This window comes from Bacteroides cellulosilyticus, assembly GCF_020091405.1.
Classification (GTDB): domain Bacteria; phylum Bacteroidota; class Bacteroidia; order Bacteroidales; family Bacteroidaceae; genus Bacteroides.
This window is the reverse complement of sequence record NZ_CP081903.1, coordinates 3,706,593-3,722,345: the sequence shown is the minus strand read 5'-3', so window position 1 is coordinate 3,722,345 and position 15,753 is coordinate 3,706,593. Positions and strand designations below refer to the sequence as shown.

General features: G+C 42.6%; 14 protein-coding genes. All 14 read right to left on the bottom strand.

The genetic code is table 11. From position 1 onward, the window contains the following. Positions 1-18: 18 nt before the first annotated feature. Positions 19-1,410 (bottom strand): MFS transporter, encoded by a 1,392-nt coding sequence (locus K6V21_RS13500; protein ID WP_217714996.1) that lies wholly within the window; start codon positions 1,408-1,410, stop codon positions 19-21. Positions 1,411-1,552: 142 nt separating this feature from the next. Next, complete coding sequence (secG, locus tag K6V21_RS13495; protein ID WP_044264763.1) at positions 1,553-1,930, bottom strand: preprotein translocase subunit SecG; 378 nt, start codon at positions 1,928-1,930, stop codon at positions 1,553-1,555. 4 nt (positions 1,931-1,934) lie between these two features. Next, on the bottom strand, positions 1,935-2,768 hold the full coding sequence (locus K6V21_RS13490; protein WP_217714994.1) for a tetratricopeptide repeat protein: 834 nt from the start codon (positions 2,766-2,768) through the stop codon (positions 1,935-1,937). A gap of 8 nt (positions 2,769-2,776) precedes the next feature. Then, on the bottom strand, positions 2,777-3,304 hold the full coding sequence (locus tag K6V21_RS13485) for an LptE family protein (protein ID WP_007212964.1): 528 nt from the start codon (positions 3,302-3,304) through the stop codon (positions 2,777-2,779). Next, positions 3,291-4,535 (bottom strand): sigma-54 interaction domain-containing protein, encoded by a 1,245-nt coding sequence (locus tag K6V21_RS13480; RefSeq protein ID WP_224318930.1) that lies wholly within the window; start codon positions 4,533-4,535, stop codon positions 3,291-3,293. The genes K6V21_RS13485 and K6V21_RS13480 overlap by 14 nt, the downstream gene beginning before the upstream one ends. A 1-nt stretch (position 4,536) precedes the next feature. After that, complete coding sequence (gene pdxA / locus K6V21_RS13475; RefSeq protein ID WP_044264756.1) at positions 4,537-5,634, bottom strand: 4-hydroxythreonine-4-phosphate dehydrogenase PdxA; 1,098 nt, start codon at positions 5,632-5,634, stop codon at positions 4,537-4,539. Positions 5,635-5,800: 166 nt separating this feature from the next. Further along, positions 5,801-6,862 carry a DUF4837 family protein gene (locus tag K6V21_RS13470; protein WP_224318929.1) on the bottom strand — a complete coding sequence of 354 codons (1,062 nt, stop codon included), beginning with the start codon at positions 6,860-6,862 and terminating at the stop codon, positions 5,801-5,803. 69 nt (positions 6,863-6,931) lie between these two features. Further along, positions 6,932-7,972, bottom strand: coding sequence for a 23S rRNA (adenine(2503)-C(2))-methyltransferase RlmN (gene rlmN / locus K6V21_RS13465; protein WP_224318928.1), 1,041 nt, complete (start codon positions 7,970-7,972; stop codon positions 6,932-6,934). 154 nt (positions 7,973-8,126) lie between these two features. Beyond that, entirely contained in the window at positions 8,127-10,265 is a 2,139-nt protein-coding gene (locus K6V21_RS13460; RefSeq protein WP_224318927.1) for a SurA N-terminal domain-containing protein, read from the bottom strand. 120 nt (positions 10,266-10,385) lie between these two features. Further along, entirely contained in the window at positions 10,386-11,642 is a 1,257-nt protein-coding gene (locus K6V21_RS13455; protein ID WP_217714986.1) for a hemolysin family protein, read from the bottom strand. Between the two features lie 3 nt (positions 11,643-11,645). Beyond that, positions 11,646-12,293: an LPS export ABC transporter periplasmic protein LptC gene (gene lptC / locus K6V21_RS13450; protein ID WP_217714985.1), complete on the bottom strand. Its 648-nt coding sequence runs from the start codon at positions 12,291-12,293 to the stop codon at positions 11,646-11,648. Between the two features lie 11 nt (positions 12,294-12,304). Beyond that, positions 12,305-13,621 (bottom strand): tetratricopeptide repeat protein, encoded by a 1,317-nt coding sequence (locus K6V21_RS13445; RefSeq protein ID WP_217714983.1) that lies wholly within the window; start codon positions 13,619-13,621, stop codon positions 12,305-12,307. Positions 13,622-13,659: 38 nt separating this feature from the next. Then, on the bottom strand, positions 13,660-14,922 hold the full coding sequence (locus tag K6V21_RS13440; RefSeq protein WP_224318926.1) for a hypothetical protein: 1,263 nt from the start codon (positions 14,920-14,922) through the stop codon (positions 13,660-13,662). Next, positions 14,909-15,640: a type III pantothenate kinase gene (locus tag K6V21_RS13435; RefSeq protein WP_224318925.1), complete on the bottom strand. Its 732-nt coding sequence runs from the start codon at positions 15,638-15,640 to the stop codon at positions 14,909-14,911. Before K6V21_RS13435 ends, K6V21_RS13440 begins: the two co-directional genes overlap by 14 nt. Positions 15,641-15,753 lie beyond the last annotated feature (113 nt).

The following is a 15,753-nucleotide window of genomic DNA, read 5'->3' as shown; positions in this document are numbered from 1 at the left end:
TCCATGAGTTGTTTTTACTTATCCTTGAATATTAGGTTCCTCCAGTTGATAGCCATACTTCTTATCTGCTCTCTTCAACATAAAGGCTACCACAAGAGATAAGCAGGCAATACCGGTAAAGATGCACATCGGTATCGTATAATCGTACAGATTTGTTCCATCTGCCTTCTTGCCTACGATACAATAGACATCAAGTACTTTACCAATCAGCGTAGGAATCCCCCACAAACCAATATTCTGGATGAAGAAGATCAATGCATAAGCTGTACCCAACTGGCTCACCGGGAATATCTTGGCAACTGCAGGCCACATAGCAGACGGCACCAAAGAGAAAGCAATACCCAGAATAATCATCAAACCAATAGCTACCAACCAATAGTTAATGGCAGGAATAGCATAAATAAAGTGCACACCTATCAGCATGGCAGCTCCCAATATCATAATAGAAGCCGACTTACCACGCTTATCTATAAATCCGCCGAATATAGGAGTCAGGATCAGTGCTCCCAACGCCGGTAGTCCGGCAAAAGTTCCTGCTACGTTTTCATTGATGCCATATTTGATAATCATCAGTTCGGAAGCAAACTTCTGGAAAGGGAATACACAAGAGTAGAACAATACGCACAGCAAAGCTATCAACCAAAAGCCCGGATTAACGAGGATATTCTTCACATCCTTAAAGGAGAATTTCTCTTCCTCCCCCTCGGTACCTGCCGCTATGGCTGCCGCTTCCATCTGCTTGTCCAGCTTCTTATCCATCACTGAGAAGATAAAGAAAGCAACCAAACCTCCCAACAGCAAAATCAAACCTACCAATACCGGAGTCGTAATGCCGAAAGCACGTGCCAAAGGAATAGCCACTGCATAACCTGCTTGCGAACCGATACGTGCCAATGCTACCTGCACGCCCATAGCCGTAGCCAACTCTTTACCTCTAAACCATTTGGCTATAATTTTAGAGACTGTGATACCTGCAACTTCCGCACCTACACCGAAAATAGAATAACCGGCAAACGCGACAAATACCCCTGCTTTATAACCGAAAATCTCATTCAGACCGAAGATCTGTGCATCCGGACCGGCAAGTCCTGTCATGGCATAATACTCAAGTGCCGTACCTCCCACCATCAGGATGGTTGACAATTTACCGGTAAAACGGATTCCAAAACGGTCGAGAATTAATCCTCCCCAGATCAACATCAAGAAGAATACATTCAGGAAACTGTATCCACCCGTGAAGAATCCAAAATCACTACTTGTCCAGGCAAGATCCGACTCCAACATCGTTTTCAGCGGTGCTACCACGTCGTTTACATAGTAAGCTGCCATCATCGTAAAGGCAACAATCACCAATGCTCCCCAGCGGGTAGCCTTAGAGTCATTCATTTTAAGTTTTAATTGTTCTGTCATTGTACTATATTAGATTAATTATTAATCAGATTGCATAATCCCGACAAAGGTAATTAAATCTGGCATAAAAAGAAAAGAGGCTGACACCTTTTCGGCGTCAACCTCTCTCTTATTTCTTTTTGCGGTTCATCCGCACATAACTTTAGTTAGCTGAATCTTCAGCGGCCGGAGCAGTAGTTGCAGGAGCTGCTGGAGCTTCTGTCTGCGGAGCAGCTGTACCAGTAGGCATGTTGTACGGATTGGTTTTCTCTTCTTTCTGTGCCTGTTCCAGAATCACATCACCGCCTTTACCGGAAGAAGAGGGAACAACATAGGCAGTAGCAATACTCATTACGACCATAAATCCTGCCAGGAACCATGTTCCTTTTTCCAAAAAGTCAGTAGTCTTGCGTACGCCCATAATCTGATTGGAAGAAGAAAAGCCGGATGCTAAACCGCCTCCTTTGGAATTTTGAATCAATACAATGAAGCACATCAACAAGGATGCAACCACCATTAAGATAACTAAGAATAAGTACATTTTGTTATTTTGATTTAGCGTTAATAATCAATTTCTCCAAAAATCTGATTTGGTCTGCAAAGTAAGCATTTTTTTTTGGATAATTCAAACTTAATTTTTTAATAATTTCAAGAGCCTTGTCATATCGGCGCTGTTTGATATAGATTTTAGCCAAAGTTTCGGTAAAACAGCTATCATCCTGCTCTGTTTCCTCTACTGCCGACCGGGAAGTTTCGTCGGCAACAGCCACCGTTTCCTCTTCTGCCTCATCCGTTTCTTCTTCAATCAACGGCAATAAAAGCGGGTTGTCTTCTTTGGGTAACTTCAGGCTGATACCTTCCTCCGTTTCGCTTTGACGAATGAAACCATCTATCAGATCCTGCCCACGCAATTTCGGTACTTCCGTCGGGGTAGTTGATGAGGTATCTGTTTCGTTCGTTTCTTCATCATCCCGTATCAGGTAAGCGGTATAGTCCATTGCATAATCCAATCCCGTTGTCTGTGAATGTTCTTCCGGAACAGTGGCAAGGAAAGCGTCTATTAACGAAAGGGTACGGTCAATACTCGGCTCCTTTTCCAACTCCTTTCCCACAGCATGTGCGGAAGTATGAGGATGGAGTGCATAGCGGTCACCTTCAATCAGATAAAACAATACACGGCGGTCTGATACATACAATACCGCTTTACGCAATTCTGCACCGAAGTTGATATCGTGCAGCACATAGAGATTCTTGAGATAGAGCAATCGCAGGGACTGAAAATAAGGATAACGGGCTACCAGCGTACGAAGTTCGTACAAGGTATCCCGATTCAACGCCTCGGGATGCTGTATCCATTGTTGCAAATGTACAGGCGTCATTCCTTTTATTACCAGTTAGCTACGGTTGCGTTAAAGATTTGTTCTGTTATGTCTTTCACCATCAGGCTTATCAATTCATCTTGCACTTCGGTCAGCAGCTTAGAAGAATCATAAGTTTGGAAAGCAGAGAATTGCTGATCCGTGAAATCATCCTTATGATCCGTATTATTCACAAAAGTAACTTTCACAGTCAAAGTAACTTTTACCTTTGAAGAATATCCACTGGCATCCACCGCTTCGTTATATTGATTATAACCGGTAATCTCACCATCAATTTCAAGATCGGCGTTACTATTGACCAGTGACAAGCGTGTCTGACGCATGAACAAGTCTTTCAGGCTCTGGTTAAATTCAGTAGCCAACGGCGCATATACATACTCTGCACGATTTTGAAAATCCGCTATCGAAATAGTTTTTACTTTAGAGTAGTCAATCGAACTGATCGGGGCAAGTCCTATCTTAATGCTACACGAATTTACTACCAGTAAGATGCTCAACAACAAAGCTGTCGAGGCTATTTTTTTAATCCAATCCATATTCTTTAATCTTTCTGTATAAGGTACGCTCGGAAATATTCAGATCCTTTGCCGCACTCTTGCGTTTACCATGATGTTTTTCCAAGGCTTTCCGTATCATTTCTTTCTCCACCTCATCCAGCGAGAGAGACTCTTCTACATACTCCTCCGTGTCCTGTATATCTTCATCAATGTTGTGGGACGGCTTTATGGAAGGATGAATAATGGTAGGCACGCTCGGAGAAACAGGAGTCACTACGGCAGGCGGTTGGGCATAATAAGTAGCAGGCACAGCCGGAGCGGCAGTTTTTCCACGTTCGGTCATAATCTCATGTACCAGTTTTTTCAGCTCCGTCACATCCTGACGCATATCGAAAAGAACCTGATATAAGATTTCCCGTTCACTCTCAAAGCTCTTGGTTTCTTTGACGCCGAACAAAGCGGGCAGCCGCTGCATCGTATTCTGTTCCGGCAAATATCCTTTCAATATAGAAGCATTGATTTCACGGTTGGTTTCAATGATGGAAATCTGTTCCGTTATATTCTTCAATTGCCGCACATTGCCGGGCCACGAGTAGGAAATCAATAGCTGCTTGGCATCTTCCGTCAACTGGATGGCAGGCATACGATATTTCTCGGCGAAATCCGAAGCAAACTTACGGAATAATAGAAATGCATCCTCTCCACGCTCACGCAAAGGGGGTATCTGGATAGGCACAGTGTTCAGGCGGTAATACAAGTCTTCACGTAAACGTCCTTCGGAAATAGCCTGTGTCAAGTTTACATTGGTAGCTGCCACAATGCGTACATCGGTCTTCTGCACTTTGGATGAACCGACTTTTATGAACTCTCCGCTTTCCAGCACACGGAGCAGGCGTGCTTGCGTAGGCAAAGGCAACTCTCCCACTTCATCCAGAAAAATCGTTCCACCATCCGCCTCACCAAAATATCCTTTCCGTTCACCGATGGCACCGGTGAAAGCCCCTTTCTCATGACCGAACAATTCCGAGTCAATAGTTCCTTCGGGAATGGCACCACAGTTCACCGCAATATACTGACCATGCTTACGCCGACTGTACTGGTGAATGATCTGGGGAAAACTTTCCTTACCCACACCACTTTCTCCGGTTATCAGTACAGACAGATCGGTAGGCGCCACCTGTATAGCAACGTCTATCGCACGCATCAATGCTTCATTGTTGCCAATGATGCCGAATCGTAACTTTACTTGTTGTATTTCCGCTTTCGTCATTCTACAAATCTTCTTCCACACTATCGAGTTTCAGCTTATCGCTGTCATCACGCTTTTCGTAATATTGTTTTCGCAAAGGGTTGGCATGTGCTGCTTTATCACGCAGGCGATTACGGAACACGTCGATAGCCACATAAATAGCCTGACGGAAAGAGTCTTCACTCGCCAAACCTTTTCCTGCAATATCGTATGCAGTGCCATGAGCCGGTGAAGTACGTATCACAGGCAATCCGGCAGTATAATTCACACCTTCGTCCATCGCCAGTGCTTTGAACGGTGCCAGTCCCTGATCGTGATACATGGCAAGCACACCGTCAAAATGAGTGAAATTGCCTGAACCCATAAAGCCGTCAGCCGGATACGGTCCATAGCACAAGATACCTCTGGCAGACATCTCTTTCAATGCCGGAATGATAATTTCTTCTTCTTCTTTTCCCAGCAGACCTTCATCTCCCGCATGCGGATTCAGAGAAAGTACGGCAATACGCGGTGCATCGATAGCGAAGTCCTGCTTCAACGACTGGTTGAAGATAGCCAGTTTCTCCTCTATCAGTTCCTTCGTTATAGTCGAAGCAATCTGGCTGACAGGGATATGTCCGGTAACCAATGCCACCCGGAAATCATCTTTCATCAGAATCATCAATGACTTGGCACCATTGCCCAGTCTCTCTTCTATATATTCCGTATGACCGGGAAATGCAAAAGTTTCCGACTGAATGGTATGCTTGTTGATGGGAGCTGTGACAATCACGTCAATCAATCCCTCTTTATATTCCTCGATAGCTCTTTCCAATGCACCGAGTGCAGCCTTTCCGGCTTCAGGATCTGCCTTTGAGAATTCTACTTTCACTTCATCATCCGTACAGTTCACTACACTCAAACGGTTGTAAGCCGCTTCCGCAGCAGAGTTCACGATACTGAAGTTTGTCGGCAAATCAAGTGACTTGCGATGATAAGCTGCCACCTTAGGGGAGCCATAAATAACAGGTGTACACAGTTCCAGCATAACGGGGTCGGAGAATGCTTTCAGAATAACTTCATAACCCACACCGTTTATGTCTCCTTGTGTAATGCCGACTTTTATTTTATTATCTTCCATTTTTCAATATATATATCATTTTAGATAAGAATGTGCCAGAAGTTCCAACGATAAATCTTCATCCGCAGATTACGCGGATAACGCAGATTGGGATTTAAACAAATCTGTGCAATCCGCGTAATCTGAGGATGAAAGTTATCTCTTTAATTCGTATACATTCTCAATATTATTTTCCTTGATCAGTAGCTTTACTCTGCTCTTTCGTCACGCCCAATGGAATCTCAGCTCCTGTCTGTTTATCACCCGGCACTCTCAAAGTGTAAAGAGAGGCTTCCATCTGGCGCATCAGATTACGTTTCAACTTATCAGGTGAATAGATAAAGGCTTCCACAACAATAATACGTTGGTTCACCGGATCCAAGCGCATGTGCGAAACAAACGGACCACCCATAAAATCTCCCTTCATACGCCACAGACCACGAGCTTCCAGCGCATACTCTCCTTGTACATTAAGAGGACGAACATCGGTCATTAAGGAGTCAGTTGCCATATACATGCCTTCCTTCGCTCCCGGAATGTTAGCCTTCATGACAGAGTCACGCATCTGCACAAAATATTCCTTGGTAAATGTATTCTTATCTTTGTACGGGAAAGAGTAAATGACAAAGTTCTGATCACCGGTAGCTGCATTCGTACCAGCCCAGAAGAAGTTCTCTCCTTGCTTGGTAGAAGAAAGTTCAGCAGGCACCCAGATATCACAATCAAACATACTCTTTACTTTTGTCGTCACATAATCATTATGCTTCTTTTCCAAGAACGTAATCTGTCGGTTCATTTCCGCACGGGTAAAGAAATCAATGATAGTCTGTTTGTTTTCCGTCACAAACTGCTCGAAAGAAGCTTCATCAGGAGCCTGTATAGTCAGGATAGTTTGCGGAGCAGCATATACATCCTTCGCATATTTAAACTTAGGCTGGGTATAAATATCCTGTACATCAGCGATAATAATGTTACGAATCAACTTTAACGTAGCATCATAATTGGCAGGAGAAGTGTACATCATACGGAAAGAACGTTCGGACTGGGGGAGCCCCGGTACATCCGTATCAAGTACATCATAAAGCGCCCTACCGGCAGGACGTTCCCACATAGCGGGATCAACCACTACCAGAATTTCATACGCACGACCACTTGAAGTCGCACCAAACACGCCTTTCTTACCGCCACTACATGCGGAAAGGGCAATTGCTACAATAGTCAGACTTAAATAAAACAGCTGCTTTCTCATATACTTACCAGTTAATGTTTTTACAAAACTACGAAGAATACGTATATCATCCGAGCCAAAGTTAATAATTTATATTAATTCTTGTTTATTCTCTTCCTGTTTGGCAGTGGAAAGCATGCCGCAAGCGGCAAATATATCTTCACCGCGGGAAGCACGTATCGTAGTAAACAAACCGCGGGAAGTCAGGTAATCACGGAGTTTAGTCATTGTTTCCATATCCGCTCCCTCCAGGTCTACACCGGGAATGGCATGAAAGCGAATGAGGTTGATACGGCAGTCCAGTCCACGCAAGAGTTTCAACAATTCCTTAGCATAGAGCAACGAATCATTCACACCCTTAAAAACAATATATTCAAAAGATAGTCTACGCTGTTTACTAAAATCATAGTTTTTTAACATGTCTACCATTTCAGTGATAGAGAAAGATTTCTCAGCAGGCATCAGTTCGCGACGTTGCAAGGCTACCGGAGAGTGTAAGCTGACAGCCAGATGACATTCCGACTCTTCTATAAAGCGCTGAAATCCTTTGCGTAAACCAACGGTAGAGAGTGTGATCCGCTTGGGGCTCCATCCATATCCATAAGAAGCAGTCATAATTTCCAGAGCTTTCAGCACCTCGTCCAGATTATCCAAAGGCTCGCCCATGCCCATCATCACCACATTGGTCAATTTATCCCGCTCGGGAAGAGAATTTATCTGATTGATTATCTGGTTGGCAGTCAGGTTGGCACTGAAGCCTTGCTTACCCGTCATACAAAACTTACAGTTCATCTTACATCCCACCTGAGAAGATACACAAAGTGTGGCACGATCTTCATCGGGAATATAAACCGCCTCTACAAAGTTCTTATCACCTGCCCGATACAAGTATTTCACTGTACCGTCTGTGGAACGCATAGCTTCCACAGGTGCCTCCGCTCCTACTTCGTAGACATCTTTCAGGAGATCCCGATGTTTCAGCGACAAGTTGGTCATATCGTCTATGGAGTTCACTTTCTTGTCATACATCCATGAAGCAATCTGTTTGGCGGAAAACCCGGGCATTCCCAGTCTTTTCACCGCCTCCTGCAATTCAGTGAGTGTCAGTCCTAAAAGAGTTTGTTTCGGCATAATTATCTATCAATCTTTCCATTTTATCTTTGCAAAGGTAGGAATAAAGTTGCACAAAGGCAATTGCAGGCGCAGAAAATGAGACACAGGGATAAAGAAAAAGCCGCCTGATATTCTATCAGACGGCTTTTCATATCTCAATTATCGTTATTTCTTAGAAGAACAGATAACGGCTATCTTTCACATCAGCTTTCAGATACAAGTCGTTGAGGAACTGGCTTGCCATACGGGCATGCATATTCTGCAACGTAGTTTCTTCTGTTTCCTGGTTGAAAGTTTCGTTCAGTTTATCTTTTGCATACGGTTGAAGAACAAATACACCACCATTACCCTTTATCGGAGCACTCAGTTGGTTCAGTTCGGCAATCGATGCATAAGCGCCTACCAACGGTTCACTTGCACGCAATACCGGAACATAAGCGGGAGCTGCAAAAGTTACGTGTTTCACAGAATCGCTTACTGCTTCAGGCATAGCTTTAAATTGATCGAATGAAGTAGCGCCGGCAGCCTTCATGTCAGCCATAATCTTCTCAGCCTTCTTGTCGCGAAGCAATTCAAGTCTCAGTTGGTCTTTCACCAAAGCCAACGGACGGTAACCAGCCGGAACAATAGCAGAAACGCCCACTACCAACATACGGTCACTTTCGCCACACTCATACAAACCGGATACTTCACCGGTTTTTGCAGAGAATGCCCATCTCAAAGCTTCTTTAGTACCTCTGATACCACCGATACCATGTTCAGAACTATACAAATCGTTTCTATCCAAAAGCTTATAACCAGCATCTTCAGCATTAGCTACCATCTTCTCCAGTGTCGGGTTAGAAGCGATAAACTGGCTGAATTCATTGTACGCCTTGCTGTAAGTTTCTTTGCTGAACTCTACCGGACGTTTGATAACGGCTACTTTATATTTATCTTTAACAGCCTTCTTATCCATCACCTGTACAATGATATTTGCCTGTGCCAGGTTCAGGTTGGTCATTTCGTTCTTGCCAAGAGTAGTGATTGTATTCACATACTTCAGGTTGTCACCATCCAACTGTGCGCCTTCGTAGTTAGCAGAAGAAATCCAGGTGGCCTCACCGGTCTGACCATACTTCTTAGCGATTTCAGCAAAGTCTGCACCACCTTTGATGGCAGTATAGATACTGTCAGCCAAAGTTTTTGTCTTCGCAGCATCTTCAGCAACCACCTGTATCTGACGATACTGAATAGAGTCTGCCATTGAAGCAATAGCCAACTTCTTGAACGAGTTGATCGTATTGTCAGTCGCATTGTAGTAAGGACCATATACACCACCTACTGAAACAGAGTCCAGACGAGCAGCTACATCGGTAGGCAACGCCTTAGAAGTATAATATAGATCAATGTAAGGAACTTCAGAACCGGCAGCACGAACGAGTGTAGAATAATCACCCGGAGTACCTGCAAGTTGTTCAGTATATTCCACTACTTCCTGTTGGATAGCATTTCTGTCTTCAGGGCTTGCAGTTACTTGTACATCAATAAACTTGATGTTACGAGTTTCCACATATTGTTTGAATTGCTCTTTCTTCTTGTCATAAGCTGCTTTCAGGTCTGCATCTGTGATGGTCACTGTAGAATCTACGATTGAAGAATAAGGAATGGCAGCCAGCAACATATCAGACTGATCCACTCTTGCATTGAAAGCATCCTGAGCTTCTACCGGATTAGAGAAAAGAGACTTTGAAACCAAAGCCTGATATTTCTCAGCCAGACGAGTCTGAACCAATTGTTTTTCAAGGAAAGACCAGAACTTGTACATAGACTGATAATATTCTGCATACTGTGCCGGCATCTGCGCTGTGTTCATCTTAGAGTAATCTACGAGGAACTTCTTCAACATATCTTTGTCGAAAGCACCAGTTTGCGGATTACGGAACGGGGTCTGCTGCAACATCGGGTGTACACCTGCATCAATGATTGACTGGAGTTCTGCTTTAGAAACTGACAAACCAAGTTTTTTTGCTTCGTTTTCAATCAACTTATTGTTAACGTAGTTTCTCCAAACTTCATCTTTAATCTGATTGTTTTCTTCATCTGTGAGTGCACTTGTTCCTCTGGAAAATTTCACAACTTCAGTATATTCTTCTACCAAGCTCTGATAATCCTGAGCGGAAAGTGACTCTCCGTTAACCTCTCCTACATCATGTGACTGGTGTGGCTGCAATACCTTCCATGCGTCTCCCGCAATGAAAGCGAACAGCGCCAAACCAATAACAATCACCAATAAGGGTCCTTTAGACCGAATGTTTTGTAATGTTGCCATTTTAGTTAATATGATTTATTTGTTTATTATATTTTCTCCAAACTTCATTTTAGCGCACGAAGATACAAAAAATGCTAATACGCATCTATTTATTCTTTAAAAAATTACGCCATTCTGTTATTATTCCACCACTTTAAGACGTACCAACTCTATTTTAGTGGCTGTAACCTTAATAATTTTGAACTGGAATTTATCAATCGTCACTACTTCATGCAATTTCGGGAAACTCTGATAACGGTTCAGGATCAATCCACCCACCGTCATATAATCATCTTCTTCCGGCAGATCCAGATCAAATGTCTCATTAACTTTTTCTATTTCCAAACGACCGGAAAGCACATATTCGTCTTCGCCAATCTGTTTGCATACATACGAAGTATTATCATGTTCATCCTCAATATCACCGAATATTTCTTCTACCAAGTCCTCCAGTGAAACAATGCCGGACGTACCGCCAAACTCATCCACCACTACAGCAATCGTTTTCTTTTGCTGCATGAAGAGTTTCATCAGTTTATGCGCTGCCATAGTTTCGGGCACAATGGGTACTTCTTTTACATTATTCCGCCAGTCGGCAGGATTGCGGAACATTTCGGACGAATGGATATACCCTACCACATTATCTATATTGCCATCATACACTATAATCTTGGAGATGCCGGATTCAACAAAAAGACTTTTCAAATCTTCCAGAGTGGCAGTCAGGTCAACAGCTACAATTTCCGTGCGGGGTACGATGCAATCGCGTATTTTAATACTGGAGAAGTCGAGCGCATTCTGAAATATCTTCACCTCGGCATCCAGTTCTTCTTCATCTTCGGCATTATCGATACTGGACTGGACAAAATAATCCAGGTCTACTTTTCCAAAAGCCTTGTCCGAAGCTTCTTTATTGATCTTCATCCCGAACAGACGCAAGAATAGGTAAGATAATCCGGAAGCCAGCTGAGACACCGGATACAAAACGATATAACAGATCAGTAGCGGAAAAGCGCATACTTTTAATACAAGATTGGGGTTAATCTTGAATAAGGTTTTAGGAAGGAATTCACCTGTTACCAAGATAATAAGCGTAGAAATGATTGTCTGTAACAACACTTCCACGAAATCATTGGAGATCAAATCGCCCAGGAGATGGACTTTGATAACTTGCGCCATGAGAATACCATAAATAACCAGCGCAATATTATTACCTACCAACATGGTAGATATGAAGCTATTGGAATTACGGAAGAAATAAGAAAGAATGCGTGAAGTCAACCCTTCCTTACGTTCCATTTCAAAACGCAGTTTGTCTACGGAAACAAAAGCAATCTCCATACCCGAAAAGAAAGCGGAGAAAGCCATAGTAATCAATAAATAAATATAGGTATCCATAATTTATGGTTTGATACTATCTTTTGGCAGACTACCAGTTTGCACGCTGTCTGCAGGAGCTGTGGCATCATCATCCACATAAAATTCACCTTCTGGCTTAAAAAACGTGTACTTATTCAATTGTTCATCAGATTCAAAACCAATGGCATAAATAATTTGATCAGGTTGTTCTATACGAATCCGCTGATCAGAATAAACCCTATGCTTATTCTGGTCCCAATATAACAAGTCTGTATCAAACTTCTCACCTTTGAGATTTTGAATATGCACATTACTCATCAGCTTCCACAACTTTTGCTTCTCATAATAATATGCCGTATCTGCCTGGATACTTGCATCTACATTAAATATAGAATCGAACTTCTCCAGATATATACCTTTCTCGAATGCCCAATAAGGTGGATTTTTCCGGTCAAAAACCAACCACTCTTCCGTATTGATTCGATAGCGGGTGACACCGGAGTCAGAGATCAAAGTCATTACCCCTTTCGTATCCATCACAGGCAATGAATCACGCTCGGTTATGGCATTTCCCAGATCCTTATGCCGTCCGGAACAGGCGGAAAATAAAAGAAGCATAACCACTGCCCCAAAGGCAATGGTTATGCTCAAACTTCTACAAAATAGAACGTTACTTCGTTGTGGTAACATATTTATATTTCTTATCGAACCGTTGTGCTTTCACCGATCCAACCGCCTACTGTAACGCGGTCACCGGCTTTAATGCCCAACATAAAGAGGTCTTCAGCCTTCGGTGTATAACGTGCATACGTTGAAATCAATTCGTTTGCTTTATCCGCTACTGTGGGATCTACAGCTTTAGCGCGTTGCAGTTTATCAATAACAACAAAATATGTACATTTATTCAAGGCAGCCTCATCATTCCAGTTCGGGCTGGAAGCATAAAGTTGTGCAAGCAAGATATAAGCATCACCATAATTCTCTTTGAAACTGATAGCTTTTTGCAAATAACCTCTGGCTTGTGAAAGTTTCTTCACATTGAATAATGTGGCAGCAACAGCATAAGCAATCTGAGCTTTCTTTTCATTATCACTCTCCAAATTCAGTGCTTCATCAAAGTATTTGATAGCCGTATCATAGTCACCCTTCTTGTATGCCATATATCCGCATCCGGTAGCGGCATCAGCAGTCGGGTCAATCTTATACATATAATAAGAAGCCTGGAAGTATGCTTCGCTTTCCGTACACTTCATCATCTTCAAGATAGAGATAGCTTTCTTCAGGTAAGTAGAGTCAGATTGGTTCGCTTCAATTTTAGGACCATAAATACCCTGCAAAGATTCACAATCAGCGGTACCACTATTGATAAACATGGCTACAAGGTTTTCTTTCACTTGTTGTAAAGCAGCTTTCTTTTTTGCGTCATCTTCTGCGGCAATAGCAGCATCGGCATATTCGGAATCAGTCAGATAATCCTGAATAAATTGTTCTTTATGATTAGGATCACCTTTCAATTTATTCAAAGACATATCCAGGAAATAGTGGAGGATAGGACCTTTAGAGCCCCCCTTTTCAGTGTCCAGAGATTCTTTCAACCAAGCATAAGCTTGATTTACATCTATATTAGGAGCATAAGCAATGTAATTGATGGCTTTATTACCCAAAACCTCACCCACAGAAGGAGTACCTTTCAAATGCATAAAATCCGGAGTATATTTCATTCTCAAGTCAAAAACCTCCATCAACTCATCAAAATACTTTTTGTAATCAGCCGAATTACGGTCCTTTATATCATTCAAGAAGGATGATAATATTTTAATACCATCCGTGTATGTATAATACCGCAACGTAGGGCAATCCTTCAGAACTTCTTTCCACGGCAAATAAGCATCTTTAAAGTTATTAGCTCTTACCGCTTCATGAGAAATACTACTGTTCTTGTTACAATCTTCCTGTGCCAGGACACTGGTTACTCCACCCGAAAGGAGCAAGACAGCTACAAGCGTTTTAATCTTCATTGTATTTAAATTTTAGTTGTTATATTGTCTATTCTTCACTATTCAACTTTACGCTTCCAGAACCAACGTTCATTGAATGTCACGCCAATGCAAAGACGCAATGTATTCTCGTTCAAGAATTGGCTTTCCGTGCCTTGCGTTCTCACATACTGTGCCGAGACACTCAATACGGAACGGCTACGTGGAAGAGGCAAACCGAAACCGGCAGTTACTCCATATTCATTTGCGGCACGTACGCCATCTATCTTATAATAAGGTTTAGAATAATAAGCTCCCAAACGATATTTGATGTGTGAAAGATAACTTCTACCCATCATGTTAGGAATATATTCCGCACCTAAAGCAACCTTCACTTTATTACAGAACGCATCCGGCTCATTCATGAATGTCACGCTGTTCCATTTCTGGAACATCACATCCGCACCCACTGTCAGACGATCATCGTACACATACGTCACACCTGCGCCCAGCGTCATAGGAATACCCATTGTCAATATAGTATCCTTCTGCGTTGTAGTATATCCCGTTGTGCTATTGCCCAGCTGGGTTTGTACATACGCATCATTTCCCAAATTATGTCCCGGTGAGAAAACGACTCCCAAAGTAGCCGCATGTTTCTTACCGAATTGCTGTGTATACTGCGCTCCAAAGTCAAGTTTATAACTCGTAACCTCCATCCCGGTAAGCGTTGTCAAGGGCATGATGTTTGAGTTAGATGTAAATGACTGTTGCCGCGTATGCGTTATATCTCCCCAAAGATACGAAATATTCGCACCAACGGAAAGATTTTTAATAATTTTAAAACCTGCACCTATATAAAGTTGATGTAAACCTCCTTCACCGGAATAAGTCGTACTGGCTGAGGAAGTCGGTATTTCAGTGTTTTCCTGATAGTTACCCATTTTATATCCCACATTAGAATAAGGTAACAATCCTATACTCATGGCTCCTTTTTTTGACAGACGGAACTGCATCGTAATGTAGTCAAAACTTGAGTTCTTGGCATTCATCTTCACTACTCCATCACTGAAGTTGGTGTTTTGCATAGAAATACCTCCGTCGAACATGAAAGTTAACGAGTCGACCGCCGTATAAGATGCCGGATTCGCAAAATTGGTCTGATATCTGTCACGTAAACCATAAGCAATGCCACCCATTGCCTTACTGTTACCTGACCCATGATCTGCCAGTTGTCCGTATCCGTATCGTGTATAGGGAGAATTTGTATTATTTTGAGCGACCGTCGCTCCAGATAATATCGTGAGCAAAAGCACCAAAAGTGTTTGTCTAAATCTTGTCATTATTATAGTTTAAAATTCGATTTAATCCTTTCAACACTAAAAATCTGTCTGCAAAGATGATACTTTTTAAGTTTGTATCAAAAGAAAAATCATCCCCGCCCGTTAAAAAAACCAAAAGTTCAGGATATTTATGTTTCATAGCCACTATGTAACCAGAAATCTCATATTCCATACCTTTCAAAACTCCCGCACGGATGGCAGTTTCAGTATCTTTTCCCATCGGGAGTTCACGTCCCTCGCGTTGCACCAGCGGCAAGCGTCCGGTAAACTGGTGAAGCGCCCGAAAACGCATCTGCATACCCGGAGAAATATTCCCACCGTGATAGCGTCCTTCGGCATCCACAAATTCGTACGTAATGCACGTGCCGGCATCTATCACCAGTATGTCTTTTCCGGGAAATTGCTCATTGGCACCCACCACGGCAGCCATACGATCATACCCCAGCGTTCGGGGTGTTTCATATAGATTCACTACCGGGAGTGGAGTCATTTCATTCAGCCAAAGCACAGGTATGGGAAGTAATGCCAATTGTGCCAGCACCTGCTCACTCAAGTCGATAACAGTAGCAACAATTGCTTTTTCAAAGTGATATTTACTATAGATGTCCGACAAATGCTCCAAATTTCGATTAGAGTCATACGCCACTTCCAATAGTGAAACGCCATCAAAGACAGCTACTTTTGCCACCGTATTTCCTATATCAATAACCAGATTCACTGAATGAAGATTAATTTTCCGGGCACAAAGATACTACTTTAATTGAATTAGAAAGCTGTAGTCGACATTTTCCTTACTACATCAGCGTAGTTTATTGCAAACTTATTTTTCTT

Bases quoted from the DNA above. Each gene is read 5' to 3' on its own strand.
- K6V21_RS13500 (WP_217714996.1), bottom strand. From the start codon at position 1,410: ATGACAGAACAATTAAAACTTAAAATGAATGACTCTAAGGCTACCCGC.
- secG (WP_044264763.1), bottom strand. From the start codon at position 1,930: ATGTACTTATTCTTAGTTATCTTAATGGTGGTTGCATCCTTGTTGATG.
- K6V21_RS13490 (WP_217714994.1), bottom strand. From the start codon at position 2,768: ATGACGCCTGTACATTTGCAACAATGGATACAGCATCCCGAGGCGTTG.
- K6V21_RS13485 (WP_007212964.1), bottom strand. From the start codon at position 3,304: ATGGATTGGATTAAAAAAATAGCCTCGACAGCTTTGTTGTTGAGCATC.
- K6V21_RS13480 (WP_224318930.1), bottom strand. From the start codon at position 4,535: ATGACGAAAGCGGAAATACAACAAGTAAAGTTACGATTCGGCATCATT.
- pdxA (WP_044264756.1), bottom strand. From the start codon at position 5,634: ATGGAAGATAATAAAATAAAAGTCGGCATTACACAAGGAGACATAAAC.
- K6V21_RS13470 (WP_224318929.1), bottom strand. From the start codon at position 6,862: ATGAGAAAGCAGCTGTTTTATTTAAGTCTGACTATTGTAGCAATTGCC.
- rlmN (WP_224318928.1), bottom strand. From the start codon at position 7,972: ATGCCGAAACAAACTCTTTTAGGACTGACACTCACTGAATTGCAGGAG.
- K6V21_RS13460 (WP_224318927.1), bottom strand. From the start codon at position 10,265: ATGGCAACATTACAAAACATTCGGTCTAAAGGACCCTTATTGGTGATT.
- K6V21_RS13455 (WP_217714986.1), bottom strand. From the start codon at position 11,642: ATGGATACCTATATTTATTTATTGATTACTATGGCTTTCTCCGCTTTC.
- lptC (WP_217714985.1), bottom strand. From the start codon at position 12,293: ATGTTACCACAACGAAGTAACGTTCTATTTTGTAGAAGTTTGAGCATA.
- K6V21_RS13445 (WP_217714983.1), bottom strand. From the start codon at position 13,621: ATGAAGATTAAAACGCTTGTAGCTGTCTTGCTCCTTTCGGGTGGAGTA.
- K6V21_RS13440 (WP_224318926.1), bottom strand. From the start codon at position 14,922: ATGACAAGATTTAGACAAACACTTTTGGTGCTTTTGCTCACGATATTA.